Origin of the sequence: Micromonospora sp. NBC_00389, from assembly GCF_036059255.1 — a bacterium.
Classification (GTDB): domain Bacteria; phylum Actinomycetota; class Actinomycetes; order Mycobacteriales; family Micromonosporaceae; genus Micromonospora.
This window is the reverse complement of the sequence record NZ_CP107947.1, coordinates 3689180-3714700: the sequence shown is the minus strand read 5'-3', so window position 1 is coordinate 3714700 and position 25521 is coordinate 3689180. Positions and strand designations below refer to the sequence as shown.

Here is a 25521-nt window from a genome sequence, read left to right as displayed (position 1 = left end):
CCACGTGTGACTGCGACCTTAACGCGAAGGGACACGATGGCGTCGCTCGGGTATCCGGCACCATTCCGGTCAAAGCTCCGTAGCTCGGTAAGCCGGGCACCACAACGGAGCCGGCCATCTCTGCTGGGCGTGCGCTCAGCCGACCCGCCGGAAGCAGGTCATCGCACCGGGTGCCCGGCGCTCGGCGAACTCCTGGTAGCCGAGCTGTGGTGCCATGTCGCGGGCGTACTGGTTGCCGTTGTAGACGCAGATGGTTCCCACGTCCAGCCGGTCGAGCGCTGGCGCCAGCTCGGACGGCGACGGGGTGGTGTCGCCGCCGTCGGCGAACGCGGCGAGCAGCAGACGGTCCTTGGCGAACTGCGAGTTGAGGTCGTACTCGACGAGGTAGAAGTCGCGGGGCAGGACGACCCGGACCTCGCTGGTGACGATCAGGGAGGTCCGCATGATCGTCTTCGGCGCGAGCAGCAGGCCCGGCGGCCGGTCCAGCCCCTTGATCCAGAAGGCGATCGACTGGCGCTGCTGGGGCAGCTTCCACGTGGGTCGGTCGTGCACGTCGACCCAGCTCGTCGGCGACCACATCGGGGTGGCGAAGAGGGCGAACGACGCGACCAGCAGCACCGCGATCCCGCCGGACGCCGCGCGGCGGATAGCCCGTGACGCGACCGGCACGCGCACGGTGCAGAGCAACCCGATCAGCGTTGGCAGGGCGAGCAGCCACGGCACCCGCCAGAGCACCACCGAGATGCCACTGAGCGCGCTCATCGCTTCCAGCACGCCGGGAACGAACAGCACGCTCAGCGCCAGGGTGGCACCGGCTGTGATCAGCGCGGGCGTGCGACGACGGGCCAGCAGCGGGCCGCACCAGAGCGCCAGGCCGCCGATCACTCCGACCACGCCGACCATCAGCGTCCGCCGGTAGGTGTACGCCGCGTCGAAGAAGGCATCGTCCGCGCCACTGGCGCTCATCCCGCCGAGCACCAGGCGGGAGACGACCACCGAGCCGATCGGGTACGCGAGCGCGGCAACCCCGGCCACCAGTGCGGCCTTCCACCGCCCGACCAGGAGCATGGCGAAGCCGGCGGCGCCGACCAGCATCGGCAGGATGATCGCGGCGGTGGTGGTGAGGCCGATCGCGGTGATCGACAGCGCCACGATGAGCAGCAGACTGCGCCGGGAGCGGTTGTCGAACCACTCGGTCAGGTAGAGCCACATCAGCGGGATCACCGCCGAGACGAACATGCCCTTGCCCTCGTACAGCCGGGGCAGGTGGAACGTCCCCAGTGCGGCGTCCCCGCCCACGACCAGGTAGAGGTACGCGACGGCCACGCTGAAGGCGAGCACCGGGCGGCGCGGCGCCCACCGGTGCGTCAGCCGCCAGAGCGCCAGCACCGCGAGTACCGCCATGATCGGCAGGACCAGGTACCAGGTGGCCGAGGCCGCGTGGATGCCGATCACGTTGGCGAGCGCGCCGTCGAACACCTCGATCGAGGGGATCGGCGGTTGCGAGCCCATCGCCGGCAGGACGTTCTCGGAGAACAGGAAGTCGTTGAGCGGAACGATGTCCCGCTCGGCGATCCAGACCGACTTGCCCACGTAGTACACGTCGTCCGGGGTGTTCCGGGCCAGGAAGAACGAGGAGATCCCGACCAGCACCGAGACGACCAGCGCGTACGCCGACTGCGCGGCGGTGGGCGCGGGCGCGACCGACGCGGACGTCGGGCCACTCAGCCAGACCTTGCGCAGCAGCAGGATGCCGCCGACCGCCGCGAGCAGACCGGCCACCGCGGGGATCCACCAGGAGATGTCGACATCCGTCCCGGCCACTCCGGCGGTGATCGCGGCCACGACGGCGGCGACCAGCACCCCGATCAGCAGGCGACGGTCGACGGCGGGCGGCGCGGGTGCCGGATCGGCCGAGGCCGGCTCGCTGGCGTTCAGGGTGCCGGCGGAACGGCGGCGGGCGCGCAGCAGGGCCACGACGGCGAGCAGCACGCAGGCGACCAGCCAGATCCGGAAGGTCACCGACGGGCGCAGGTCCCCCAGGAAGGCCGCGTGGTAGAGCACGGTCCAGAGTGCGAACGCGACCACGGCGCCATCGGTGAGCAGCGCCGGGGTGGCGGCCACCAGCGTGCGGAACCTGGCTGCCGGGACGCGGGCGGGGCCGGTGCTGGGCTGGGGAGCCTGGTCGGACCCCGGTGCCGGGTCCGTGCTGGTGGGCGCGACGGCGATGCTGTCGACGTTGGCCACGGGTGTCCTTCTCGTCGGGCGGATCAGGGGCGGGTTTCGGCACAGTGACGGCCGGGTGTCAATGGGGCAGCCTAGCGGAGACCGACAGCTGAACCGATCCCCCTCGTGGCGGGTGTCGCGGGCGTGCTCAGCCGGAGACCGGGGCCGCCCGAGGTCGGGCACAGGGGCTGTCCACACCGAGCCCGAGGGCCACGGATTCGACCAGACTGTCCAGGTAGCTGTCGGTGAGCGGGAGGCGAGCGATGGCGAGCCGCCAGTAGAGCGGGCCGACGATGAGGTCGACTGCGGCGTCCGGGTCGGTGTCGGCGGGCAGCTCGCCGCGCTGGATGGCGCGGGTGACCAGGCGGCCGCCGATCTCCTGCTGTCGGTCGTGCAGCACCTGCCGAAGGGTCTGGTCGATGCTGGGGTTGCGGGCGGCCTCGGCCAACAGGTCCGGGATGATCTGCGAGGCCAGCGGGTGGCGCAGCGCGTGCGCCACCACCTGGAACAGCAGTGCGAGGTCGCCGCGCAGGGTGCCGGTGTCAAGTGCCGGCAGTTTGCCGTGCGCCGCGGCGGCGACCATCTCCAGGACCAGGTCGAGCTTGGAGTTCCACCGCCGGTAGACCGCCGTCTTGCTGACGCCGGCCCGGCGGGCCACCGCCTCGATGGAGAGCCGGCCGTAGCCGACCGCGGCGAGCTCCTGCATCAGCGCGCGCCGGATGGCCGTGGTGATCTCACCACGGAGCACCGCCGCGCCGGCCGGAGCGCGCCTCTTCTCGGTCGTCACCAGGGACTCTTCTCGCAGGTCACGAAGGCCAGAGTAGCGCAACGACGGTACGGTTGCGTCCCGACGTGTTTCGGACTACTGTCCTCGCAGCGACGAGGCGGCGCTCCGCGCACAACTCCCACTAGGATTCCATCGTCGCGAGCAACCCGTCGTCCCGAAAGATCGGAGCGCCCTTTCCATGGCCACCACCGCGCTGGTCGACCCTGAAACGGGCCTGACCCAGGCGCAGCTGGCCGCTCGGCACGGGCTACGGGTCGCCGGTGAGCGACCCAGCCTCGCCGAGTACAGCCGCCGATTGTGGGCCTACCGGCACTTCATCGCCGCGTACGCCAACGCCAAACTGGTCGCCTCGTACAGCAACGCCAAGCTGGGACAGCTCTGGCAGGTTCTCACCCCGCTGACCAACGCGGCGGTGTACTACCTGATCTTCGGTGTGGTGCTGGCGCAGAACGACATCCCGAACTACATCGCCTACCTGACCACGGGCCTGTTCATCTTCAACTTCACCCAGAGCGCCGTCCTGGCCGGCACTCAGTCGATCAGCAGCAATCTGGGGATGATCCGGGCGCTGCACTTCCCCCGGGCCACCCTGCCGCTGTCCACGACGATGACCCAGTTCCAGCAGCTGCTGGCCTCGATGGTGGTGCTGATCGGCATCGTGCTGGCCACCGGCGAGCCGATCACCCTGAAGTGGCTGATGCTGGTGCCGGCCCTGATCCTGCAGGCGGTGTTCAACGCGGGCGTCGTGCTGCTGGTGGCCCGGATGGGCGCCAAGGCGAGCGACCTGAAGCAGGTCATGCCGTTCATCCTGCGCACCTGGATGTACGGCTCCGGCGTCCTCTACAGCGTCAGCCTCTTCGAACGGCTGCCCGGCTGGGCGACGACGCTGGTGCAGTACAACCCGATGCTGGTCTACATCGAGCTGGCCCGGTACACGCTGCTGGAGCAGGCGCCACTGCTCAACGAGTCGTTGACCCAGCTCTGGCTGGTCGGCGCGGGGTGGGCGCTGGTGGCCGGGATCGGTGGCTTCATCTACTTCTGGCGCGGCGAACAGGAGTACGGCCGTGGTTGAGCACTTCGACGACTCCCTCCAGGCGACCGTGACGCTGGCTCCGGTCGAGGAGCGCATCCCGACCGTGGTGGTGGACGACGCGCACCTCATCTACCGGGTGCACCAGGGCGCCGCCGGTGGCACCACTCCGGTGGCCGCGCTGCGCCGGCTGATCAAGCGCACCTCCGCGCCGAACATCCGGGAGGTGCACGCGGTGAAGGGGGTGTCGTTCACCGCGTACCGGGGCGAGGCGATCGGGCTGATCGGCAGCAACGGCTCCGGCAAGTCCACCCTGCTGCGGGCCATCGCCGGCCTGCTGCCGGTCAACCGGGGCGCGATCTACACCCAGGGGCAGCCGTCGCTGCTCGGTGTGAACGCGGCACTGCTCAACGACCTCTCGGGTGAGCGCAACGTCGTCCTCGGTTGCCTGGCCATGGGGATGCATCCCGACGAGGTGGCCCAGCAGGCCGCCGGGATCATCGACTTCTCCGGGATCAACGAGCGGGGTGACTTCGCCAGCCTGCCGATGCGTACGTACTCCTCCGGCATGGCGGCCCGCCTGCGCTTCTCCATCGCCGCGGCGAAGAAGCACGACGTGCTGCTCATCGACGAGGCGCTCGCCACCGGCGACAAGGGCTTCCGCAAGCGCAGCGAGCAGCGGGTGCGGGAGCTGCGGGAGGGGGCCGGCACCGTGTTCCTGGTCAGCCATCAGCTCTCTTCGGTGCGCGACACCTGTGAACGGACAATCTGGCTGGAATCCGGCGTCCTGCGGATGGACGGGCCCACCGACGAGGTCATCCGGGCATACGAGGCCTATGCGAACAGCAAGTAGAGCGCCGGAGAACCTCCGGCATCGACACGGCGCCGTCGACCGCGTCTCCCCCGTTGGGGTGACGCGGTCCGCGCGTTAAGGTTCATTCCGTCGCCGCTCGGGCGGAACCTTCCGTTAACGCATTCCTGAGAGTGAGGATCCGGCAATGACGCAGGACCAGACCACTGGCCCGGACGCCGCACCGGAGACCCCGGCACCGTGGCGGCCCTCGCGGACGGTGGCCGTGGTGCTGGCCGGCGGCACCGGGACCCGGCTGGGCCTCGGCATCCCGAAGCAGCTCCTGAAGATCGCCGGTAAGCCGATCATCGAGCACACCCTGGCCGTCTTCGAGGCCGCGCCGGAGATCGACGAGATCATCGTGCTGATGGCCACCGGGCACGTCGAGGACGCCCGGCTGATCGTCGAGAAGGCCGGCCTACGCAAGGTCACCCAGGTGATCGAGGGCGGCGAAACCCGCAACGCGACCACTCGGATCGCGCTGGACGCGGTCGGCCCGGCGGACTGCAACATCCTCTTCCACGACGCGGTGCGCCCGCTGCTCAGCGGCCGGATCGTGCGCGAGTGCGTGAACGCCCTCTGGACCTACGACGCCGTGGACGTGGCCATCCCGTCCGCGGACACGATCATCCAGGTGGACGACAACGACTGCATCACCGACATCCCGGTGCGCTCCCGGCTGCGTCGGGGCCAGACCCCGCAGGCGTTCCGCTCCCCCACCATCCGCGAGGCGTACCGGATCGCCGAGGGTGACCCGAACTTCTCCGCCACCGACGACTGCGGGGTGGTGCTGCGCTACCTGCCCGGCACCCCGATCAAGGTGATCGACGGCTCGGACGAGAACATCAAGGTCACCCACCCGGTCGACGTGCACCTGGCGGACAAGCTCTTCCAGCTCGCCGCGGCGCAGGCGCCCCGGCTGACCGACCACCGCAGCTACACCGAGGAGCTGACCGGCCGCACCGTCGTGGTGTTCGGCGGCAGCTACGGCATCGGCCACGAGCTGAGCGAGCTGGCCCAGCGCTACGGCGCGCAGGTCTTCCCGTTCAGCCGCTCCACCACCGGCACGCACGTGGAGCGCGCCGAGGACGTCGAGGCCGCGCTGAAGACCGCCTTCGAGGCCACCGGCCGGATCGACCACGTGGTGGTCACCGCCGGGATCCTGGAGAAGGGCGCCCTGACCGAGATGGACGAGGCGACGATGGACCGCGTGCTCCAGGTCAACTTCGTCGGCCCGGTCACCATCGCCCGGCAGGCCCTGCCGTACCTGCAGCAGACCAAGGGTCAGCTGTTGCTCTACACCTCCAGCTCCTACACCCGGGGGCGGGCCCGCTACGCGCTCTACTCGGCCACCAAGGCCGCCCTGGTCAACCTCACCCAGGCGCTCGCCGACGAGTGGGCCGAGTTCGGCGTACGGGTCAACTGCATCAACCCGGAGCGGACCGCGACCCCGATGCGGACCCGGGCGTTCGGCGAGGAGCCGGAGCACACCCTGCTCGCCGCGGAGGCCGTCGCCCAGTCGTCGCTGGACGTGCTGATCTCCGATCTGACCGGCCAGGTGATCGACGTACGCCGGGCACCCGGTGACGGCCCCGCGCCGACCGTGCCGGCCCAGTCCGGGCCGGGTCGGGTCGAGGCGCCCGCTGGCGCGGTCTCCGCGAGCTGACGCTGACGGCGGCAGATCCGGGACGGCGGCGAACGGAGCGACATGCGCGGTGACCTGGTCCGAAAGCTGGCCGCCCGGTGCCTGAGCACCGGCCTGGCCGTGCTGGCGTTCGTCGTGGTGGCGCTGACCGGCGCCACCGGGTGGGGGCTGGCGCTGGCCGTCGCCGCACTGGCCGCGGCGGCCGCCGAACGGCGGATCCGGCCCAGCGCGGACCTCGTCGCGGAGACGGCGCTGATCGCTGCCGCGGTCCTGGTCGGATACTCCCGGCGGCTGGACGACGGGTTCGACCCCGCGTTGGTCGCCACCGCCCTGGTCCTGCTGGGGCTGGTGCTGCTGGTGGGGCCGCTGCGGACCGCCGGCAACCTGGAGATCCGGGGGGCCAACCTGCCGGTCCGGACCTGGACCCCGGTGATCGCCGATCAGCTCGGCACCGCCCTGCTCGGGCTGCTCGCCGCGGTCACGCTGGCCGCCGCGCTGACCCTGCCCGCAGCCGTGGCGCTGGTCGCCAGCCTGCTGGTGGGCGCCGGAGCCGGGGCGGTCGCACTGGACCTGGCCCGGCGGCGGTTCCGGCCGACCGCCGGTGGCGGGGCGGTGGCCCGCGCGCTGCGCCGGCACCAGCCGGAGTTCCTGCTCTACTTCTCCGCGCCGCCCGGCTCCGAGTACCAGGTCACCATGTGGCTGCCGTACCTGGAGCGGATCGGCCGGCCGTTCATGGTCGTGCTGCGCGAGCCGGAGTTCCTGGCGCCGATCGCCGCGGCCACCGACGCGCCGGTGGTCTACTGCCCCACCCTGCGGGCGATGGACGAGGCGCTGGTGCCCAGCCTGCGGGCGGCGTTCTACGTCAACCACGGTGCGAAGAACAGCCACTGCATCCGGTTCACCCAGCTCACCCACGTGCAGCTGCACCACGGCGACAGCGACAAGGCGCCGAGCGCCAACCCGGTCTCGGGGATCTTCGACCGGATCTTCGTGGCCGGTCCGGCCGCGATCGACCGGTACGCCCGCGCCGGGGTGCAGATCCCGGCGGAGAAGTTCGTGGTGGTGGGCCGCCCGCAGGTCGAGTCGATCGAGGTACGCCCGGAGCCGGTGCGCGGGCTGGCGAACCCGACCGTGCTCTACACCCCGACCTGGACCGGGCACCACGCCGACGCCGACTACTGCTCGCTGCCGGTGGCGGAGGAGCTGCTGCGCCGGCTGCTGGAGCGCGGCGCGACGGTGATCCTGCGTGCCCACCCGTACACCGCGCAGAACCCGGCCTCGGCCCGGCAACTGGGCCGGCTGACCGAGCTGCTGGTCGCCGACCGGGCCCGCACCGGGCGGCAGCACGTGATGGGCGCGGCGGCCCGGGAGCTGAGCCTGACCGAGTGCGTCAACCGGTCCGACGCGCTGGTCTCCGACGTGTCCGGGGTGATCTCGGACTACCTCTACTCCGGCAAGCCCTACGCGGTCACCGACATGGGCGACGAGGGCGACCGGTTCGTGGAGCGCTTCCCGCTGGCCGGCGCCGGCTACGTGCTACGCCGGGACATGTCGAATGTGGACGATGTGCTGGCCGCCCTGCTGGACACCGACCCGCTGGCCGAGGCGCGCTGGGCGACCCGCCGCCGCTACCTGGGTGACTTCCCGGCCGAGTCGTACGCCGAGGCGTTCCTGACCGCCGCCCGCCACGAGTTGGAGCCGGCGAAGCCCCTGGCCACCGCCACCCCGGTGTAGCAGCTCAGCGGTACGCGTCCAGCAGCGCCAGCACCGCCGCCGGGTCCTCCACGTGCGCGTTGTGCCCGAGCCCCGGCAGCGTGACGACCGGTACGCCGAACTCCTTGAGCTGTGCGTCGGTGACCATCGGGTCGTGCTCGCCGCGGGCCAGCACCACCGGCACGTCGGTCGCGGCCAGCAGAGCGGCGAGGTGGGGCTCGCCGACGGCGAACGCGGTCGAGTCCATCGCCAGCCGCCACCGGCCGTCGACCTGGCGCAGCCCGGCGTCCACCACCGGATCATCCGACGGGATCAGGCCGGCGAGCCCCGAGACCCGCAGGTAGCGGCGGGCCGCCTCGGTGCGGCTGGCGAACCAGCTCACCGGGCGGGCGGCGAGTTCGGCGGAGCGGCTCAGCTCGTCGGGTGACCAGACCGCCTTGATGCCCAGCCCGACCACCGCGTCCACCGGCATCCCGGCGGCGCGGGCGGCCAGCGCGAGGCCCACCACCCCGCCCAGCGAGTGCCCGAGCACGACGATCCGGTCGTCGGCGGATAGGCCGTGGGCGATACGCTCGGCGAACCCCTCGAAGGAGTACGACGGCAGCGGGGCCGACCAACCGTGACCGGCCAGGTCCGGTGCCAGCCACCGCCCGGGCCAGTGCTGCTCCAGCAGTGGGGCCCAGGGCAGCCAGACGTCTCCGGTCGCCCCCATCCCGTGCAGCAGCAACAGGATCGGCCCGCGGCCTGTCCGGCCACCTGATTCATCCACCACGGCCGCAGTCTTCCACGGTTCGCCCCCGGGTACGAGAGTCGTCACCGCCGATGCGCGCGGGGACCGCGACCAGGGAAGATCCACTGTAGAGTTCGGCGCCTGGACGGGCCCAGCCACCCGTCGAGCCCACCGTGGAGAGGAGCCGACCGTGCGCAGGAGGCATCGATCAACACTGGTGGCGGCCCTGGCGGCCGTCGCGCTCGCCACCGCGCCCAGCGCTCCCGCGCTCGGCACATCGTCAACCAGCCCCACGCAGGGCGCCACCGCGGTCGCGGCGGCCGACCGGGTCCTGCGGGTCTACAACAACAACATCGAGAACCTGGTGGTGAACAACTCCGACGGGACGTGCACCCGGATCTCCGGGCCGGACCACCTGACCTCGATCCTGGTCGACGACGCCGGCCGCACCGGCACCAGTGGCGTGGTGGCACCCGACATCCTGATCGTGCAGCAGGTGCGCGGCACCGGCCAGGCCGAGGCGTACGCCGACCAACTGTCGGCCAAGTTCGGCCACCCGGCGGGCACCTACGGTGCGATCGTGGCGTGGAGTGACCCGGAGCCGTGGGGCAGCACGCACAAGTGCAGTTCGCAGTCGCTCGGCGACCTCAAAAAGAAGCAGACCAACGGGATCATCTGGAACACCCGGACGCTCAGCCTCGCCGCCGGTGACATCTCGAAGTACTGGAGCGCGGGCTGGCTCAAGCCCGGCACGGCCTACGCCAACGGCGCCGGGTGCACCCTGTACAAGCCGCCGAACAGCGACCCGGACAGCACCGACTACTACAAGTGGAAGCGGACCAGCGCCATCGCGGCCCGGTTCACCATCAAGGCCACCGGCACCAGCGTGTTCGCCGCGACGATGCACCTACCGCAGGAGAACCGGCAGAACGCGTGCGCTGGCGACGGCGACCGGGGCATCGCCAACAGCGGCATCCACCTCGGTGCCGACGCGACCAGCCTGCTGAACGCCTCCACGATCCGCATCGTGGGCATCGACGCGAACCGCACTGGCATCGCGCCCGGCACGCTGGGCGGGTACGGCATGACCGGCTACGGGTCGAAGGCCACCAGCGGCTCCAGCAAGATCGACTATCTCTTCGTGAAGGGCAGCGTGCAGCCGTCCGGCATCGACCACACGGTCAGCGGGACGAAGTCGAACCACCTCGCGCTGTACGGCTTCATCAGCTACTGATCGCACGGACAGAGACGCCGCGGGCGCCGGCCCCTTGTGGGGGACGGCGCCCGCGGCGGCTACGCCCGGGTCAGGCGGAGTAGCCCCGAGTGGCGATCCAGTTGGCCAGGTTGATCGTGGTGATCCAGTACGACGGGTCGGCCGCGTTGGCCGAGTCGGCGATCCGCACGGTCCGGCCGTTGTCCTTGTAACCCACCACGGCGATGTAGTGGCCGCCGCCGTAGGAGTGCCAGCCGCCATCGGTGTCGGTGGCGTCGCCGGCGACGTTGGCCACCACGCCGCGGCCGTCGGTGATCGCCTTGACCACGTCGGCCTGGAGCTGGTCCATCTGGGCCGGGCTGGGCGTGCCGGCGAACATTCGGGTCCGGTACGGGGAGCCCTTCACCTCGGCGTTGAGCACCCGAGTGGTGTCCAGGGCCGAGTTGGTGCCCATCTCGGTGGTGCCCAGCTCGGCGCCCAGCTCACCCTGGGTGCGGTCGATGCCGGCGGCGCTGAGGGCGTTGCGGGTGGCAGCCGGGCCACAGTTGTAGTACGTGTTCTGCACCTGGTAGTCGTAGTCGAGCACCTTGGTCGCGGGCGGCTTCGGCTTACTGGTCAGGTCCGGGTTGCTGCTGGCCTTGGCGGCGGGCGACGCGGCCTTGGTGGCCGGCGCGGGGGCAGCGGTGGTCGGCGCGGTGCTGGCCGAGGGGGACGCGGCACGCGCCTCGCCACGGGAGGCAACGGAGTCGCTGCGCATCTCGGCGACCGTGGTCGCGGTGTGCTGGCTGGCCGGGGCGTCGTCGGCGCCGGCGAACAGAGCACCGGTGGTGGTCGCGATCACGAGGGCCGCAGCGGAGGCGGTGACGATCTGGTACGGACGCTCGGTGGTGAGGCGGCGGAGCTGACGCTTCAGGGTGTGCTTCACGGGGTCCTCCACGGATCAGGGGGAGAGCGGCACACCGGGGCCGGACCGATATCCGGGCAGGCGCCAGCGCGCGGACCGTGGTCCGCGGATGATGAACCGCTCAGGGGAATGCCCGGCGCGGCCGGGCGGAAGAGGCGGTGACCCGGGGGTCAGCTCACCGTCACTGGACGGATGAGCGGGGGTACCGCGGCGCCGTGGAGGCGGGGGAACAATCGAGGGGTCGAGAGTTGCTGCACGACGATGGAACTCCTTCCGACACCGCCTACCGGGTTAGCTGACGGATTCGGGCGGGAAGATCGCCCTACCGCGGGCCGTGGCTCGCGGATTCACCCCGGACTTACTGGTGGGTCCCCGGTTCGTTGATCACGATTAAGCGGGTCAGCGCGGCGTCGCCTCTTGCGATCGGTTACCGCACCGGACGGGACGACACTACTGGCCGCTCCGCACCCTGCCAAGTCAGGTTCACCTGCGTAAACCTGAACTGTCGCAGCAATTTCTGCGCGTATTGCCGCTGACGCGACTCGATGGGACAACCGGTTACGGCGGCGCCTGCGGGCGACAACCGGACAGGCCGTCGGCAATGGCCTCGAATTCGTGGGAACAATGCTGCCGATCGAGCCGTCCGCCCGATTTCGAGTGAGTGTGACCGGGCTCACGGCCTAATTGACGACTCAGCCAACCCGGGCCGGCCGCCAGCGCGTCGCGGCCGCCGGACGGAGCACTGCGGTCATCGTCCGACGCGCCGGCAGCGGGTTCGGACGCAGCCGGGCCGCCGCCGCGTAAGCCTCCTCGGTGAGGGCCCGGGCCGAGGAGGCCGCAAGCTCCGCGTCTCGCCAGGCCGACCGTTCCCGCCCGGCGGCGGCCCGGTAGTCGGCGAGCCTCGCGTCCCGGACCGCCCGGTTGAGCAGCACCTCCTGCTCAACCGGGTGCCGGCGGGGGTCCCAGCCGTGCCGCTGCCCGAACACGTCAGCGAGCTGCCGCATGGACAGGTCGCCGCGCCAGTACGCCGCCATCGCCGCGCGATGCAGATAGCGCTCCCGGGCGGCGTACTCGGCGGGGGTACGCGGGGTACGAGGGGTGGGCAGTGCCGCGGCGCCGGCGAACCGACGGGCGGCGGTGTCCGCCTCGTCGTACCCGGCCCACGCACGTTCCACCTGCTCCTGAGCGGCCAGCCAGTCCGCGCGTCGGCGGCGGGCGGTCTGCGCCGCGCCGGCCGCCGCGACGGCCACCTCCTCGGCGTACCGGCGCAGGTCGGCGGCCTCGGCTGCGGCCACCTCCCGGGCGGTGGGCGCCGGAGTCGGGTCGACCGCCGGCCGGTCCCGCTCCGGGCGGGCGACCAGCACGGCGAGCACGGTCAGCACCAGCAGGAACAGGGCCGACCAGATGGCGACGGCCTGCGGCACCTCGGTCAGGAACTGGTAGAAGACGACGGTCTCCATGGTGGGCACCTCGGGGAGAGAGCGATGCGATGGGGATCCGCACGGGCCACCCAGGCTGCGGCGGGGCCACGGGTCCGGCGGGTGTGAAGCTGATGAGTCGACAGGCGCGGCGGCGGGACGCTCGTCCCGGTGGCTCAGCGCCCGGGTGGGGCCCGGGGCGCGCGGCTGGCCGGGCCATCCGCGCGAGGTAGCCGGTCGGCGCCGGCCGCGAGCACCGGGGCCGCGTCGGCGGGGACAGCGGCCTCGCCACCGAGGGGCGCTGCCTGCCCGTCGCTCGACCGCGTCGGGCTGGGCTGCTCAGCAGCCTCCTCGGCGGCGATCGGCGGCATGTGCACGGTGCCATCCATCGGGGCGGGCCGGCCCGACGGCGCGACCGACCCGGGGCTGAACGCCGACAGCCCGGATGCCGGCGCCGACAGCCCGGAGGCCGAGGCGGGCGACGTGCCGGCGCCGAGCGCGAGGGCGGCGACAACGGCGAGGCTGGTCAGCACACGTGTCGCCCAGCGCGCCACCCACCACAGCGGACAGGTGAGCGCGACCGAAAGCACGTCCCCACGCTACCGTCGTGGCCGACCAGGCGCATCGACGACGGGCGTGTCGGCCCGCGCCGCGCCGACCAGAGTGGACGCTGTCAGCGCGAGTCGGCGTAGGTCGATCGCTCGCCAGCTTTACTCGCCCCGCCGGCCTCGGTGCGGGCTTCAGCGTCGCGGGCTTCAGCGGCTTTGGCTTCAGCGGCTTTGGCTTCAGCGTCGCGGGCTTCGGTGCCGCCTGCTCGCTGTCGAGGAATGACCGCCGGGCGGGCCGAACGGCGCGGAGTGAGCCTGCGCATCATCGGGGTCTCGACGAAACGATGCAGTAGCCCGGCGAGGATCAGGTTCACCAGCAGGAAGCCGAGCACCGCCGCCGGGCCGCGCCAGCCGCCGAAGCCGGTACCCCAGTCCCCGGTCCAGCGCAGCACGCTCGTCATCACCAGCACGTGCACCAGGTAGAAGGCGAACGAGACCTCGCCGAGCCACACCAGCGGGCGGGACCGCCACGGTGAGCGTCGCCCCCGCACGTCCGCGTCCGCGGCGGCGGTGATCACCAGCAGATACGCCACCGCGAGCAGGGTGGTCCACAGTTCGGCGCGGATCCACTGCGCGGCGGCCACCCAGGTGGCCACGAAGATCAGGCTGGCTCCGGTCAACCCGGGACCCCGCCAGAGGCCCCGACGCATCAACTCGGCCGCCACCGCGCCCAACCAGAACTCCAGCGACCGCGCCAGCGGGAAGACCTGGGTGAACCACCAGCGGCTGGGCTCCGGCACCAGGTGCTGGGCCGGCCAGAGCGCAAGGATCAGCAGCGGCAACGCGACGACCAGCGTCCAGAGCAGTGCCGGCCGGGACCGGCGTAGCAGCGGCAGTGCCAGCGGTAGGCAGAGGTAGAAGAAGAACTCGCAGGACAGCGACCAGCTCACCGTGTTGATGCTGTAGAACCAACCCGGCCGAGGGTCCCAGGCCTGCAGCAGCAGCAGGTTCTCCAGCGCGGCAGCCGGCAGCACCGGATCGGCGAACCACCAGGCGACCAGCAGCGCCGCCGCCCACAGCACCAGGTGGTTCGGATAGATCTTGGCGACCCGGCGCCGCCAGAAGCTCCGCCGGGAGTCGCCGGGGCGGGCCGACCAGACCAGTACGAAGCCACTGAGAATGAAGAAGAACTGCACCCCGGACAGGCCGAGGGTGAACAGGGCGTCGACCACGGCCTTGTAGTCCGGCTCCGCGATGATCCGCATGGTGCCGGCGTGGAAGCCGAACACCAGCAACGCGGCGATCCAGCGCAGCCCGGTCAGCGAGGGCAGCCGGGCCGGGACGGGTGCGGGCCGGACCTCCGGCTCGGCGACGGTGCTCGTCATGCCGAGGTCCCGGCGCTCCGCAGGATCACCAGCACGTGCGTCTCCTCCTCGGCGCGGCGTCGGACGGCGCAACGGCGACGCCCACGGCGGCCCGGCAGGGCCGCACCGGGGCACCCTACCGGGTTACTCCAGGGTGAATCGGACGTGTCCCACGGGTGGCGGGCGCGCGGCGGACCGTCCCGGCGCCCCGGCTCCGGGCCCCGCGGGGCGGCCGGCGTTAACCTTCCGCTCCGCGGGAGTTCAGGGATTCCACCTTCGTCGGCCACGTCAGGTTCCGAGGCCGGCCACCCGGACCGTCGAAGGTGGCGGCGTGGTCAATGAGCCGACGCACGCACCGCTGCTGAGCATCGTCGTGCCCGTGTACGGCGTCGAGGCGTACCTGTACCAGTGCCTTGAATCGATCCGGGCCGACGTACCGGCGGGCGAGGCGGACGCGGTCGAGCTGATCGCCGTCGACGACGCCTCCCCGGACGGCTGCGGCGCGATGCTGCGGTCGTACGCCGCCGGCCGCGACGGGGTCCGGGTCGTTCATCTGGGCAGCAACGTGGGCCTGGGCCTGGCCCGCAACGCCGGCCTCGACGTGGCCTCCGGCCGGTACGTCTGGTTCGTCGACAGCGATGACTGGCTGCCGCCGGGCACCATCCCGGCGGTGCTGGACCGGCTGCGCCAGCATCAGCCCGACGTGCTGATGCTGGACCACCTGCGGGTGCACGAGGACGGCCGGCGGGAGGTCGACGCGAGCAGCCACCTGCTGCGCGGGATGCCGGGCGTGGCCCGCCTGGCCGACCAGCCGCAACTGCTGCGTGTGCAGCACACCGCGTGGAACAAGGTGGTGCGCCGCGCTGTCCTGGACGAGCTGGAGCTGCGGTTCTACCCCGGCTGGTACGAGGACATTCCGTTCAGCCACCCGCTGCTGATCGGCGCGGAGAAGATCTCCGTGCTGGACCAGGTCTGCTACCTGTACCGGCAGGGTCGGCAGGGTGCGATCACCTCCACCCGCAGCGGCCGACATTTCGACGCGTTCGCCCAGTACGAGCGGCTGATGGACTGGCTGCGCCTGCGGCACCCGGACGAGCAGTTGCGGGCCGAGCTGTTCGAGCTGATGATCAGTCACCTTCTGGTGGTGGTCGGCAACGACGATCGGCTGCACCCGCACCTGCGGCGGGCCTTCTTCCACCGGGTGGCCGAGCACTACCGCCGCTACCTGCCCACCGGTGGCTACCCGGTGCCACCGGGCGTGGCCGGGCTCAAGCATCGCCTGGTCGGTCGCGGCGACTACCTGGCGTACTCGGCGTTGCGGCAGGCGCACCGGGTCGCGGGCCGGCTGCGCCGGTCCGGCCCTGCGGGGGGCGCCGACAACGGTGCCGGGCCGGCCGTCGCCGACGAGGATCCGAGCCGACCGGCCGAGTCCGCGACGGGGACGGGCGGCGGGCTCGCGGTCGGCGACGCGGAGCTGGACCGGGGCGACGCGCTGGTCGGGCGCCGCCTGCCGTGACCACCTCCACCGCACACCACGCCGGGAGCCGGGTCGGCTGCCGGCGCCCTGGTTTTTCAGGTCTTCCGCCCGCCGGGTGGACGACGACAGCACCACCGCACCTTGGTGCGGGCGTACCTGAGCAGAGGTCGGAATGACGGCGACAATCAAGATCGGACCGCACGCGGTCGGTGCCGGGGAGCGACCCTTCGTGGTCGCCGAGATGTCCGGTAACCACAACGGCGACCTGGACCGGGCGCTGGCCATCGTCGACGCGGTGGCCGAGAGTGGGGCGCACGCCCTCAAACTCCAGACCTACCGGCCGGACACGATCACGATCGACGTCGACACCCCGGCGTTCCGCATCTCCAGCGGACACGAGCTGTGGGGCGGGGAGAACCTGTACCGCCTCTACGAGCGGGCACACACCCCGTACGAGTGGCACGCCCCGATCTTCGAGCGGGCCCGCGCGCGCGGTCTGACCGTCTTCTCGTCACCGTTCGACGCGACCGCCGTGGAGCTGCTGGAGTCGCTGGACGCGCCGGCGTACAAGATCGCTTCGTCGGAGCTGGTCGACCTACCGCTGATCCGGTTGGTGGCCAGCACCGGCAAGCCGATGGTGATCTCTACCGGGATGGCGACGGTGGCCGAGATCGACGCGGCCGTGCGGACCGCCCGGGACGGCGGCGCGGCGGGCATCGTGCTGCTGGCCTGCACCGCGTCCTACCCGGCGCCGCCGGCCGACAGCAACCTGCGCCGGCTGCCGGTGCTGGCCGGCGCGTTCGACGTGCCGGTCGGGCTCTCCGACCACACCCCCGGCATCGGAGTGGCGGTCGCCTCGGTGGCGCTGGGCGCCTGCTTCATCGAGAAGCACGTGACGCTGGACCGGGCTGACGGCGGCGTGGACTCCGACTTTTCGCTGAACCCGACGGAGCTGACGGCCCTGGTCGCCGAGTCGGGCCGGGCGTACGCGGCGCTGGGCAGCACCGCAATCGGTCCGACGCCGGCCGAGCGGGAGGGACTGCGGTTCCGTCGCTCGCTCTTCGTGGTCGAGGACGTGCGGGCCGGCGACCCCGTCACGGCGCGCAACGTCCGATCCATCCGACCGGCGGGCGGGCTGGCCCCGGTGGAGATCGACCGGGTCCTGGGCCGCACCTTCACCACCGACGTCCCGCGCGGCACCCCGCTCAGCTGGGACCTCATCTGACCGTCGACCCGGCCCCGAACCCGGCTCAGCTCGTCCCCCGGTCCCCCTGTCCCCGGCTCAGCTCGGCCCGAGGCTCAGCTCGCTCGGGCTCGGCTCGGGCCCGGCCTGGCTCGGGCCCGGCCCGGCTCCGGCCCGGCCCGGCTCGGCTCGGGCCCGGCTCGGGCTCGGGCCGGCATGCGCCCCCGCGGGGCGGCCCGGCGTTGGCGAGCAGGGCGGGGCGGGGGTGGGCGACCACCGTTGCGTCCCTGTCGAACTGCCCCAGATATGGGGCGGCTCTGACGGCGGCGAGCACCGCCCATCGACGGGGCAGCCCTGACGGTCGCACGCACCGCCCACTTCTGGGCAGTGTTGATGGCAGCGAGCACCGCCCATTCGTGGAGCACCCCGACGGAGGCGAACACGGCCGCTTCTAGGCGGCCCTCACGGCAGCGACCACCACCCACCCGTCGCGACAACCCGACGGAAGCGACCACCACCCACCCGTCTGGGCAACCCGACGGAAGCGAACACCGCCCACCCGTCGCGACAACCCGACGGAGGCGAACACCGCCCACCCGTCGGCGAACCTGACGGTGGCGAGCGCCCCAGATGTGGGGCAGCTCGACAGGCACGCGCGACATCGGCAGCACGGCGGCCGTCAGAAGCAGGAGCGACCCCGGCCCATCGAGAGGGCGATGCCAGAACCCGGGGCGATGCCAGAACCCGGGGCCAAGTCAGACCCCCGGGCCAAGTCAGACCCTGGGGCGAAGCCGACCGTGACTACCAGGTCGGCGACCCGCAGGGTGCGCCAGACCGCCGCTCCGTCGGCCGGCGTACCCAGCCCGTAGCGACGCCACCAGAGCGCCACCGGCACGTCGGCCAGCTTGCAGCAGCACTCGGCCCGGGTCCACCGGGCCCAGAAGTCCGCCGTGCCGAACCGGCGGGCCAGCGCCGGAGGGACCGGGGCGTCGGCGCGCTCCGCGTCGACCGCGACCCGCCAACCGGCCGTCGGCGGCCCGTACCAGCCCACGCAGCGGCCGTCGTCAAGGTGGCTGCGGGTCGCCGCATCGGCCAACTGCCCCGCGTCGGCGACCACCCGCAGGTACCGCTCGGCGGCGGCGAGCAGCGCTGGCACCGGGCGGGGCCGGACGACCGGGTCCAGGTCAGATGGAGGCGGCACCGTCCACCACGATGACCTGGCCGTTGATGTTGGTGTGCGCCTGGAGCAGCATCCGGACCACCGGTACGACCTCCACCGGCTCGGTCAGGTGGCCGGTCGGGGTGCGTCGCACGATCTGGTCGAGCTGGGTCGGGCCGAGCACGGCGGACATCTCCGAGGCGAAGAAGCCGGGAGCGACCGCGTTGACCAGCATCCGGCCGCCCAACTCCCGGGCGAGCGAGCGGGTGGCGGCGTCCATGCCGCCCTTCGTGGCCGAGTACGCGACCAGGCCCGGGAAGCCGCGCTGTGCGCAGATCGAGGTGATGTTGACGATCCGCCCGCGCAGCCCCTTGCCAAGCATCCGCCGGACCACCAGCCGGGTCAGCTGGAGCGGGGCGGTCAGGTTGGTCTCGATGATCCGCGCGATGTCGTCGGTGGCCGTGTGTACGTGCAGGGAGTCCTGCCCGACGGCGGCGTTGTTGACGATCCCGTCGATCGGGCCGAGGCGTTGCTCCACCTCACGGACGAAGCCCTGAGCGGCGTGCAGGTCGGTGACGTCCACCGAGCCGACGTGCACCCGGTCGGGGTGCTCGGCGGCGAGCTTCGACAGCTCCGGGGTGACCGTGCGGGCGAACGCCGCCACCCGTACGCCCTGGTCGAGCAGGTCGGTGACGATGGCCAGGCCCAGCCCCCGAGAGCCGCCGGAGACGAGGACCACGGAGCTGGGCGGAACGAACTGGGTGTCGGCGAGGTCAGACATCGCTCTTCAGGGTCTCCTTGACGGGAATTTCGGTCAGCACGCGGATCCGGCGCGGCACCGCGTGCTCGGGCAGCCGGTTGGCACACCAGCGAACCAGCGCGGCCTCGTCCGGCACGCTGACGGCGGGCTGGCCGGACGGGTCGGCGGGGCGGTCGGACGGGTCAGTGGGGACGAGGACCACCTCGGCGACCACCATCCGGCCGAGCACCGGGGCGCGGCGGCCGGTGACCCGGGCCCAGGCCACCGCGGGGTGCCCGGCCAGCACACCGCGGACCACACCGGCGGAGACCTTGCTGCCGCCGACGTTGATCTCGTCGGAGTCCAGGCGGCCGGTGATCAGCACCCGCTCGTCGACCACCTGCACTCGGTCCCCGGTACGGACCGGGCCGCCCAGCCCGGCGCCGTGGTACGGCGAGGTGACGATCAGCTCGTCGTCGCGGATGGAGAGAGTCGGCCGGCCGGGAGCCTCCCGGTCCAGCCAGCCGACCGGGAACCCGGCCCGCCCGTCGTGCACCACGATGGACGCGCCCACCTCGGAAGACGCGTAGATCCAGGAGATCCGGGCGGTGGGAAAGACCTCCCGCAGTTGGTCCAGGATCGCCTGGTCCACCGGTTCCCCGCCGAGGGTGATCTGGCGCAGCGGCACCCGGGCCAGCGCGGCGGCGTCCCGGTGCAGGGTGCGGCGCCAGAAGGTCGGCGTACCGGACGCGGCGTCGACCCCGTGCGCCGCGGCGACCGCGGGCCAGTCGTCCAGCTCCTCCGGCTCGACCACCACGAGGTGCTGACCGGGCTGGGTCAGCGACAGGGTGACCACCTGCCACCAGGCGTACGTGCCGGGGGCGTAGGGACAGAGCCAGGTCCGCTCCGGCTGGTCGGCCCGCACGGTGGTCAGCGTGTCGAGGGTGTGCCCGACCCGCTTGGGACGGCCGGTCGAGCCCGAGGTCAGCAGCCAGAGCCGGCCGGGTTCGGCGGCGCGCGGCTGGGGCGGCGCGCTCGGGTGGGCGCCGTCGTCGTCGAGGACGGTCACGGTGAACCCGGCGTCCAGCAGCTCCGCGCGCATCGTCGCGTCGACCCGGCTCGCGGCGCTGAGCAGCAGCTCGGTGCCGTGCACGGCGTGCTGCCGCGCGGCGGCGAGCGCGTGACCGGCGGAGTGGGCGAGCACCGCGGCGGGGTCCGGTAGCACCGGCGTCGGCAGCGTCCGCCAGGTCAGCGCGGCGCCGCCGACGACGAGCCGGTTGTCGACGCCGGCCGGTTCCGGGGGCGCGGCGGCCGGGGGGCGGGGTGGCGCGACGGTCACTGCTGCTGGAGCTCGACGAGGAAGTCGAGGACGTCCCCGACGGTGGCGATGCGGCGCAGGCCGGGGGCGTCGAAGTTGAGCTCCTCCCCCGTCTCGTCCTCCACCCGCAGGGCCAGCTCGGAGAAGTCCAGCGACCGGAAGCCGATCTCCCGCAACTGCGCCGCGTCGTCGGCGGGCAGCTCCTTGTCCTGGTTCTTCAGCACCTGAGCCATGAGGTCGCGGATCTGCGCGCGACTCAATTCCTTCATGCGCCGGAGTCTACAGCCCCGCGAATAGATATCTGATTTCCCGGTGCGCCCGGGTAGGGTGCCGGGACCGGACGTGAACAGTAAGGAAAGTGAGAGCACGTGCTGCGCGAAGCGACGACGGAAGACGTTCACCTGATGTTGTCCTGGCGTAATCAGGAAACCAACCGTCAGGTCAGCAAGACCAGCCACGAAATCACCGCCGACGAGCACGCCCGGTGGTGGTCGGCGGTCCGTGACGACCCGTCCCGGCGGGTGCTGGTGTACGTCCGCGACGACCTGCCCAGCGGCGTGGTCACCTTCTTCGACCTGCGGCTGGACGGCCCCCGGACCGGCGCCTGGGGCTTCTATCTGGACGCTGACGGGCTGGCCGAGCGGGACGAGACGCTGCCCGCCTGGCTGGCGGTCATGCGGGAGGCCGTCGAGTACGCCTTCGACGGGCTGCACCTGGACCGACTCGACGGCGAGGTGCTCGCGCACAACACCGTCGTACGGCAGATGAACCGGCGTTTCCGATTCGTCGAGGGCACCCCCCGACAGGAGCTGTCCGATGGTCGGGAAATCACCGTAATCCCGATTTCCCTGAACCGGGCCGACCGCCGCCAGCGCTGATTACGGCGAGCCTTTCCGCACTGGCCCGGCACCATTAACCGGCCGTGCGTCCGGTGGACATCCCCCGTTCACGAAAATTGATGTCCACCGGACGCGGGGCGGTGCGGGTCAGGCCCGCCGCCAGGCCGCCCAGTGCTGACGCACGTTGCCACCGAGCCGCACGAAGCCGTACTTCGCGCCGTCCCAGTCGTCGGGTTGGCCGGGCGCCCAGCGGGCGAACACCACCTGAGCCGTGTCCGGCGGCTGCTCCTGGAACCACCGCACGTCGGTCCAGGTCACCTGGTGGCTGAGGTTGAACCGGTGGATGTACTGGACGCCGGTGGAGGCCCACACCCGCTCGCCGGGCCGCACCCCGACGTCGGCCACCCAGGGCGTCGGCGCGCTGCTGGCCACCATCGGCCGCACCAACCGCTGGTCGATCACCTGCGTGGTCACGAGGTTGACCACCACCAGCGCCCCGAGCAGCGGCAGCCGCAGCCGGGGCACCTGGACCGCGGCGACGAGCAACACGCAGCCGGCGATGCCGATCAGCGACGCGACGACCGGCCGCATCTCCCGCCAGCCGCCGGTCAGCGCCATCAGGTCCGGCGCGCCGAAGCCGCCGTAGCGCAGCGAGTGCCCCCGGCTGGCCACGTACGCGAGGCGGACGGCGATCAGGGCGCCGCCAGCGATCAGCAGCGCCACCGCGACGGCAGCCCGGCGCAGCACCACCCGGCGCCCGGCGGTGAGGAGCACCCCGAGCCCGACCAGCAGCCAGAACGGGGCCAACATCTGCACGTAGCGGCCGTAGATCGCGTCCAGCGGCTTTCCGGTGATGCCGGCCAGGATCAACGACGCCCCGCTAGCCACTCCGACGCTCACCACCAGCGCCACGCCCATCGTCCAGCGGGTGGCGTCGCCGCGCCGGGGCCGCCACAGCTCCCGGACGGCTGCCGCCCAGGCCACCCCGGCCATCCCGAACGTGATGACCACGAGGTACCAAAGCTGGGTGGTGACCGCCGCGCCGACCCGGACCACACCCGCGGCGGAGGAGACCGCGTCGACCATGCTGCCGCCCGGGGTATTGCCGAGCAGGTAGACCTTGTCCCCGAGCAGCCGGATACCGGCCTCGTTGACCAGCGCAAGGGCGAGCACCGGCAGCAGCGCCGCGACCAGCACGGTCGGGGTGATCCGGCGGCGGATCAGCAGCAGCAGCACCAGCCCGATGTGCACCGCCACGATCACCAGGCCGCGGGAGTGCAGGAGGTGGAACGCGCCGACCAGCAGGCCGACGGTTGCCGCGGCGAGCGGGCCGGGCCGTTCGATCCAGCGGTGCACGGCGAGCAGCCAGGCGATCACCAGTGGCGCCATCACCGAGTCGATCATGGCGACGCCGGCGTAGAAGGCGGTGGCCGGCAGGGTCGCCGCCACCACCGCCCCGAGCAGGGCGTACGACCGGCGCAGCTGGAGCAGTCGCCGGCCGAGCAGGTACGCCAGCGGCAGCAGCGTCGAGTTCACCATCGCGTTGATCAGCTGGACGAGCCGGTAGCTGTCGCTGAAGTCCCGGTCCCCGAGGAACGCGGGCGAGATCAGCATCGGGTAGCCGACCCGGCGCAGCAGGCCGTTCTCGCTGCTGAACCCGCCCGGCCCGCCGGCCAGCGCGCGGGCGGTGTTCAGGTAGCTGTCCTCGTCGGTGTGCGCGATCGGCAGCACGATGTGACGGGACAGCCACATCCGCCAGGCCACGCTGAGCACCCAACCGACGAGCAGCAGCAGCGGCACCAGCCAACGCCGTGCGGGTACGGCCGGTCGTGTCTCGACCGGGTCAGCCGGGCGTTCCATCACGTGGCTGCCGGATGCCATCGACGCCTCCTGATTTGCCGGCCGCACCGGGGCCACGCGGGCCGGCGGGCACGCCGCTGACGCTCGGGGTGGCCCGCTCGAACCGGGGTGGTGCGAATGTCGGGTGAACGCGGGTACCAGCGGCGCGCAGGGGCGGCCGGGTCGCTCGCGCGGCCACTGTAACGGCCCGATCGGGCCTGGTCAGCCCGCTTGGCGGGTGGCCGGAAGTGTTCGTCTGCCCGGTGCCCGGCATTCACGGGGGCAGGGGGCGGGGTTAACCCGGGAGCGCCGGCCCGTTAACCCGCCATGGTTAGCGTCTCACCCCGGTCGGCCGGCCGAGGGCCGCCCGTTCATCCACGAACACGGGAGCACCAAATTGAGTGAGTTGAATGGATCGTCCATTCTGATCACCGGGGGAACGGGTTCCTTCGGCAGGACCTTCCTGCGGCACATCCTCACCGAAGCCGACCCCGCCCGGGTGGTGGTGTTCTCCCGCGACGAGCTCAAGCAGTACGAGCTGCGCCAGCAGCTCGGTGACGACCCCCGGCTGCGCTGGTTCATCGGCGACATCCGGGACCGGCACCGCCTCACCCGGGCGATGCACGGCGTGGAGCACGTCGTGCACGCCGCAGCCCTCAAGCAGGTGGACACGGCGGAGTACAACCCCTCCGAGTACATCGCCACCAACATCACCGGCTCGCAGCACGTGGTCGACGCCGCGATCGAGGCCGGCGTCCGGAAGGTCATCGCGCTCTCCACCGACAAGGCGTCCAGCCCGATCAACCTGTACGGCGCGACCAAGCTGGTCGGCGACAAGCTGTTCGTCTCGGCCAACCACTACGCCGCCCACCACCCGACCCGGTTCGCGGTGGTCCGCTACGGCAACGTGGTCGGCAGCCGTGGCTCGGTGGTCCCGCTGTTCAGCCGGCTGGCCGCCGAGGGCAAGAGCCTGCCGATCACCGACAAGCGGATGACCCGTTTCTGGATCACGCTGGAGCAGGCCGTCCAGTTCGTCATGGACTCGTTCGACCAGATGCAGGGCGGCGAGCTGTTCGTGCCGAGAATCCCCAGCATGCGGATCCTCGACCTGGTCGAGGCGGTCGCCCCGGAGGCCACCACGCACGAGATCGGCATCCGGCCCGGCGAGAAGCTGCACGAGGAGATGATCGCGCCGGACGACAGCCGCCGGACGCTGCGCGCCAAGGACCGGTTCATCGTCCAGCCGACCATCGCCGGCTGGGGCTACCAGCCGCCGGTCGACTGCGAGCCGGTGCCGGACGGCTTCGCGTACCAGTCGGACACCAACGACGAGTGGCTCAGCGTCGACCAACTGCGCGACATGCTCGGCCTCACCGCATGACGGGGATGCTCCCGTACGGCCGGCACTCCGTCACCGAGGACGACATCGCGGCCGTGGCCGGCGTGCTGCGCGGCGACTGGCTCACCACCGGACCGCAGGTCGAGGCGTTCGAGGCCGACCTCGCCGGCTGGACCGGCGGCGCGGGCTGCGCCACCGTCTCCAACGGCACCGCGGCGCTGCACGTGGCGTACGCGGCGGCCGGCGTCGGCCCCGGAGACGAGGTGATCGTGCCGCCGATGACGTTCGTGGCGACCGCCAGCAGCGCCGTCGCGCTCGGCGCGAAGATCGTGTTCGCCGACGTCGAGGAGGACACCTTCACCCTCGACCCGGCGGCGGCTGCCGCCGCGACCACCGCGCGTACCCGGGTGGTGTCCGCCGTCGACTACGCCGGCCACCCGGCCGACTACGACGCGCTGCGCACCGCGCTGGGCGGGCACGACGCGCTGCTGCTCGCGGACGCGGCGCACTCCATCGGCGCCAGCTACAAGGACCGGCCGGTCGGGTCGCTGGCCGACCTGACCACGCTGTCGTTCTTCCCCACCAAGAACCTCACCACCGCCGAGGGCGGCGCGGTGGTGACCCCGCACCCGGAGCTGCTGAAGCGGGCCTGCCGGTTCCGCAACATCGGCCTGGTCCGCGAGCGCGACGAGCAACGGTGGCCGGACGAGGGCGGCTGGCACCAGGAGGTGCACGAGTTCGGGCTGAACTACCGGCTGCCGGACGTGCTCTGCGCGCTGGGCCGTAGCCAGCTGCGGCGGCTCGGCGAGTTCCTGGCCCGCCGGGACCGGCTGGTGGCCCGCTACGACGAGGCCCTCGCCGACCTGCCGGGCGTCCGGCTGCCGGGCCGGCGGGCGTGGGCCCGACCCGCCTGGCACCTCTACCCGATCCGGGTGCTCGACGGACGCCGCCGCGAGGTGTACGACCGGATGCGCGCCGCCGGCATCGGCGTCCAGGTGAACTACGTCCCCGTGCACTGGCACCCGGCCTTCGCCGACCTGGGTTACCGGCGCGGATCCTGCCCGGTGGCCGAGTCGTTCTACTCTCAGCAGCTGTCGCTGCCGCTCTACCCGGGACTCAGCGACGCCGACCAGGACCGCGTCATCGACGCGCTGGTCGCGGCCCTACGGGCCGGCTCGGTGCGTTCCGCCGCCTGATGGG

General features: G+C 72.1%; 22 protein-coding genes and 1 riboswitch. Of the genes, 10 read left to right on the top strand and 12 right to left on the bottom strand.

Going from position 1 to position 25521, the window contains the following annotated elements; genetic code table 11:
• Positions 1 to 135: 135 nt before the first annotated feature.
• Both OG470_RS17630 and OG470_RS17625 read right to left on the bottom strand, forming a co-directional pair.
• Positions 136 to 2247, bottom strand: coding sequence for a DUF6077 domain-containing protein (locus tag OG470_RS17630; RefSeq protein ID WP_328425652.1), 2112 nt, complete (start codon positions 2245 to 2247; stop codon positions 136 to 138).
• A gap of 127 nt (positions 2248 to 2374) precedes the next feature.
• Complete coding sequence (locus OG470_RS17625; RefSeq protein ID WP_442931197.1) at positions 2375 to 2974, bottom strand: TetR/AcrR family transcriptional regulator; 600 nt, start codon at positions 2972 to 2974, stop codon at positions 2375 to 2377.
• Positions 2975 to 3191: 217 nt separating this feature from the next.
• Here OG470_RS17625 and OG470_RS17620 point away from each other — a divergent pair, with 217 nt between their 5' ends.
• The 4 genes from OG470_RS17620 to OG470_RS17605 all read left to right on the top strand — a co-directional run bounded on the left by OG470_RS17620 (position 3192) and on the right by OG470_RS17605 (position 8272).
• A complete protein-coding gene (locus tag OG470_RS17620) occupies positions 3192 to 4085 on the top strand; it encodes an ABC transporter permease (protein ID WP_328425647.1) in 894 nt (297 codons plus the stop codon).
• Positions 4078 to 4896, top strand: coding sequence for an ABC transporter ATP-binding protein (locus OG470_RS17615; RefSeq protein ID WP_328425645.1), 819 nt, complete (start codon positions 4078 to 4080; stop codon positions 4894 to 4896). The genes OG470_RS17620 and OG470_RS17615 overlap by 8 nt, the downstream gene beginning before the upstream one ends.
• A 145-nt stretch (positions 4897 to 5041) precedes the next feature.
• Positions 5042 to 6559: a bifunctional cytidylyltransferase/SDR family oxidoreductase gene (locus tag OG470_RS17610; RefSeq protein WP_328425643.1), complete on the top strand. Its 1518-nt coding sequence runs from the start codon at positions 5042 to 5044 to the stop codon at positions 6557 to 6559.
• A 42-nt stretch (positions 6560 to 6601) separates the two neighbouring features.
• A complete protein-coding gene (locus OG470_RS17605; RefSeq protein WP_328425641.1) occupies positions 6602 to 8272 on the top strand; it encodes a CDP-glycerol glycerophosphotransferase family protein in 1671 nt (556 codons plus the stop codon).
• Between the two features lie 4 nt (positions 8273 to 8276).
• Here OG470_RS17605 and OG470_RS17600 read toward each other — a convergent pair whose 3' ends face one another.
• The gene (locus tag OG470_RS17600; protein ID WP_328425639.1) at positions 8277 to 9023 is read right to left on the bottom strand and encodes an alpha/beta fold hydrolase; all 747 of its coding nucleotides are present in this window, start codon (positions 9021 to 9023) and stop codon (positions 8277 to 8279) included.
• Between the two features lie 148 nt (positions 9024 to 9171).
• Here OG470_RS17600 and OG470_RS17595 point away from each other — a divergent pair, with 148 nt between their 5' ends.
• Positions 9172 to 10215 (top strand): hypothetical protein, encoded by a 1044-nt coding sequence (locus tag OG470_RS17595; protein WP_328425637.1) that lies wholly within the window; start codon positions 9172 to 9174, stop codon positions 10213 to 10215.
• A gap of 70 nt (positions 10216 to 10285) precedes the next feature.
• On the opposite strand, the gene OG470_RS17590 is transcribed toward OG470_RS17595, so the two are convergent.
• The 4 genes from OG470_RS17590 to OG470_RS17575 all read right to left on the bottom strand — a co-directional run bounded on the left by OG470_RS17590 (position 10286) and on the right by OG470_RS17575 (position 14449).
• Positions 10286 to 11131: a C39 family peptidase gene (locus OG470_RS17590; protein WP_328425636.1), complete on the bottom strand. Its 846-nt coding sequence runs from the start codon at positions 11129 to 11131 to the stop codon at positions 10286 to 10288.
• Positions 11132 to 11363: 232 nt separating this feature from the next.
• Positions 11364 to 11505, bottom strand: a riboswitch (cyclic di-AMP (ydaO/yuaA leader).
• A gap of 285 nt (positions 11506 to 11790) precedes the next feature.
• Positions 11791 to 12558, bottom strand: a complete 768-nt coding sequence (locus OG470_RS17585) for a hypothetical protein (RefSeq protein ID WP_328425634.1) — start codon at positions 12556 to 12558, stop codon at positions 11791 to 11793.
• A gap of 134 nt (positions 12559 to 12692) precedes the next feature.
• Positions 12693 to 13106 (bottom strand): hypothetical protein, encoded by a 414-nt coding sequence (locus OG470_RS17580; RefSeq protein ID WP_328425632.1) that lies wholly within the window; start codon positions 13104 to 13106, stop codon positions 12693 to 12695.
• Between the two features lie 83 nt (positions 13107 to 13189).
• The gene (locus tag OG470_RS17575; RefSeq protein ID WP_328425630.1) at positions 13190 to 14449 is read right to left on the bottom strand and encodes an acyltransferase family protein; all 1260 of its coding nucleotides are present in this window, start codon (positions 14447 to 14449) and stop codon (positions 13190 to 13192) included.
• Between the two features lie 310 nt (positions 14450 to 14759).
• Here OG470_RS17575 and OG470_RS17570 point away from each other — a divergent pair, with 310 nt between their 5' ends.
• Both OG470_RS17570 and pseI read left to right on the top strand, forming a co-directional pair.
• Entirely contained in the window at positions 14760 to 15944 is a 1185-nt protein-coding gene (locus OG470_RS17570; protein ID WP_328425628.1) for a glycosyltransferase family 2 protein, read from the top strand.
• Positions 15945 to 16077: 133 nt separating this feature from the next.
• Positions 16078 to 17130, top strand: coding sequence for a pseudaminic acid synthase (gene pseI, locus OG470_RS17565; protein ID WP_328425626.1), 1053 nt, complete (start codon positions 16078 to 16080; stop codon positions 17128 to 17130).
• 637 nt (positions 17131 to 17767) lie between these two features.
• Here the strand turns inward: pseI and OG470_RS17560 are convergent.
• The 4 genes from OG470_RS17560 to OG470_RS17545 are packed head-to-tail and all read right to left on the bottom strand — an operon-like array spanning position 17768 to position 20573.
• Positions 17768 to 18289: a hypothetical protein gene (locus tag OG470_RS17560; protein ID WP_328425624.1), complete on the bottom strand. Its 522-nt coding sequence runs from the start codon at positions 18287 to 18289 to the stop codon at positions 17768 to 17770.
• Positions 18273 to 19028, bottom strand: coding sequence for an SDR family NAD(P)-dependent oxidoreductase (locus OG470_RS17555; RefSeq protein ID WP_328425622.1), 756 nt, complete (start codon positions 19026 to 19028; stop codon positions 18273 to 18275). The genes OG470_RS17560 and OG470_RS17555 overlap by 17 nt, the downstream gene beginning before the upstream one ends.
• Complete coding sequence (locus OG470_RS17550; RefSeq protein WP_328425620.1) at positions 19021 to 20325, bottom strand: AMP-binding protein; 1305 nt, start codon at positions 20323 to 20325, stop codon at positions 19021 to 19023. Before OG470_RS17550 ends, OG470_RS17555 begins: the two co-directional genes overlap by 8 nt.
• Entirely contained in the window at positions 20322 to 20573 is a 252-nt protein-coding gene (locus OG470_RS17545; RefSeq protein WP_328425618.1) for an acyl carrier protein, read from the bottom strand. The genes OG470_RS17550 and OG470_RS17545 overlap by 4 nt, the downstream gene beginning before the upstream one ends.
• Before the next feature lie 135 nt (positions 20574 to 20708).
• Here OG470_RS17545 and OG470_RS17540 point away from each other — a divergent pair, with 135 nt between their 5' ends.
• Positions 20709 to 21182 carry a GNAT family N-acetyltransferase gene (locus tag OG470_RS17540; protein WP_328425616.1) on the top strand — a complete coding sequence of 158 codons (474 nt, stop codon included), beginning with the start codon at positions 20709 to 20711 and terminating at the stop codon, positions 21180 to 21182.
• 108 nt (positions 21183 to 21290) lie between these two features.
• Here OG470_RS17540 and OG470_RS17535 read toward each other — a convergent pair whose 3' ends face one another.
• Entirely contained in the window at positions 21291 to 23024 is a 1734-nt protein-coding gene (locus OG470_RS17535; protein ID WP_328425614.1) for a hypothetical protein, read from the bottom strand.
• A 355-nt stretch (positions 23025 to 23379) separates the two neighbouring features.
• Here OG470_RS17535 and pseB point away from each other — a divergent pair, with 355 nt between their 5' ends.
• Positions 23380 to 24363, top strand: a complete 984-nt coding sequence (gene pseB / locus OG470_RS17530; protein ID WP_328425612.1) for a UDP-N-acetylglucosamine 4,6-dehydratase (inverting) — start codon at positions 23380 to 23382, stop codon at positions 24361 to 24363.
• The gene (locus tag OG470_RS17525) at positions 24360 to 25517 is read left to right on the top strand and encodes a DegT/DnrJ/EryC1/StrS family aminotransferase (RefSeq protein WP_328425610.1); all 1158 of its coding nucleotides are present in this window, start codon (positions 24360 to 24362) and stop codon (positions 25515 to 25517) included. The genes pseB and OG470_RS17525 overlap by 4 nt, the downstream gene beginning before the upstream one ends.
• The last annotated feature ends 4 nt before the right edge of the window (positions 25518 to 25521 follow it).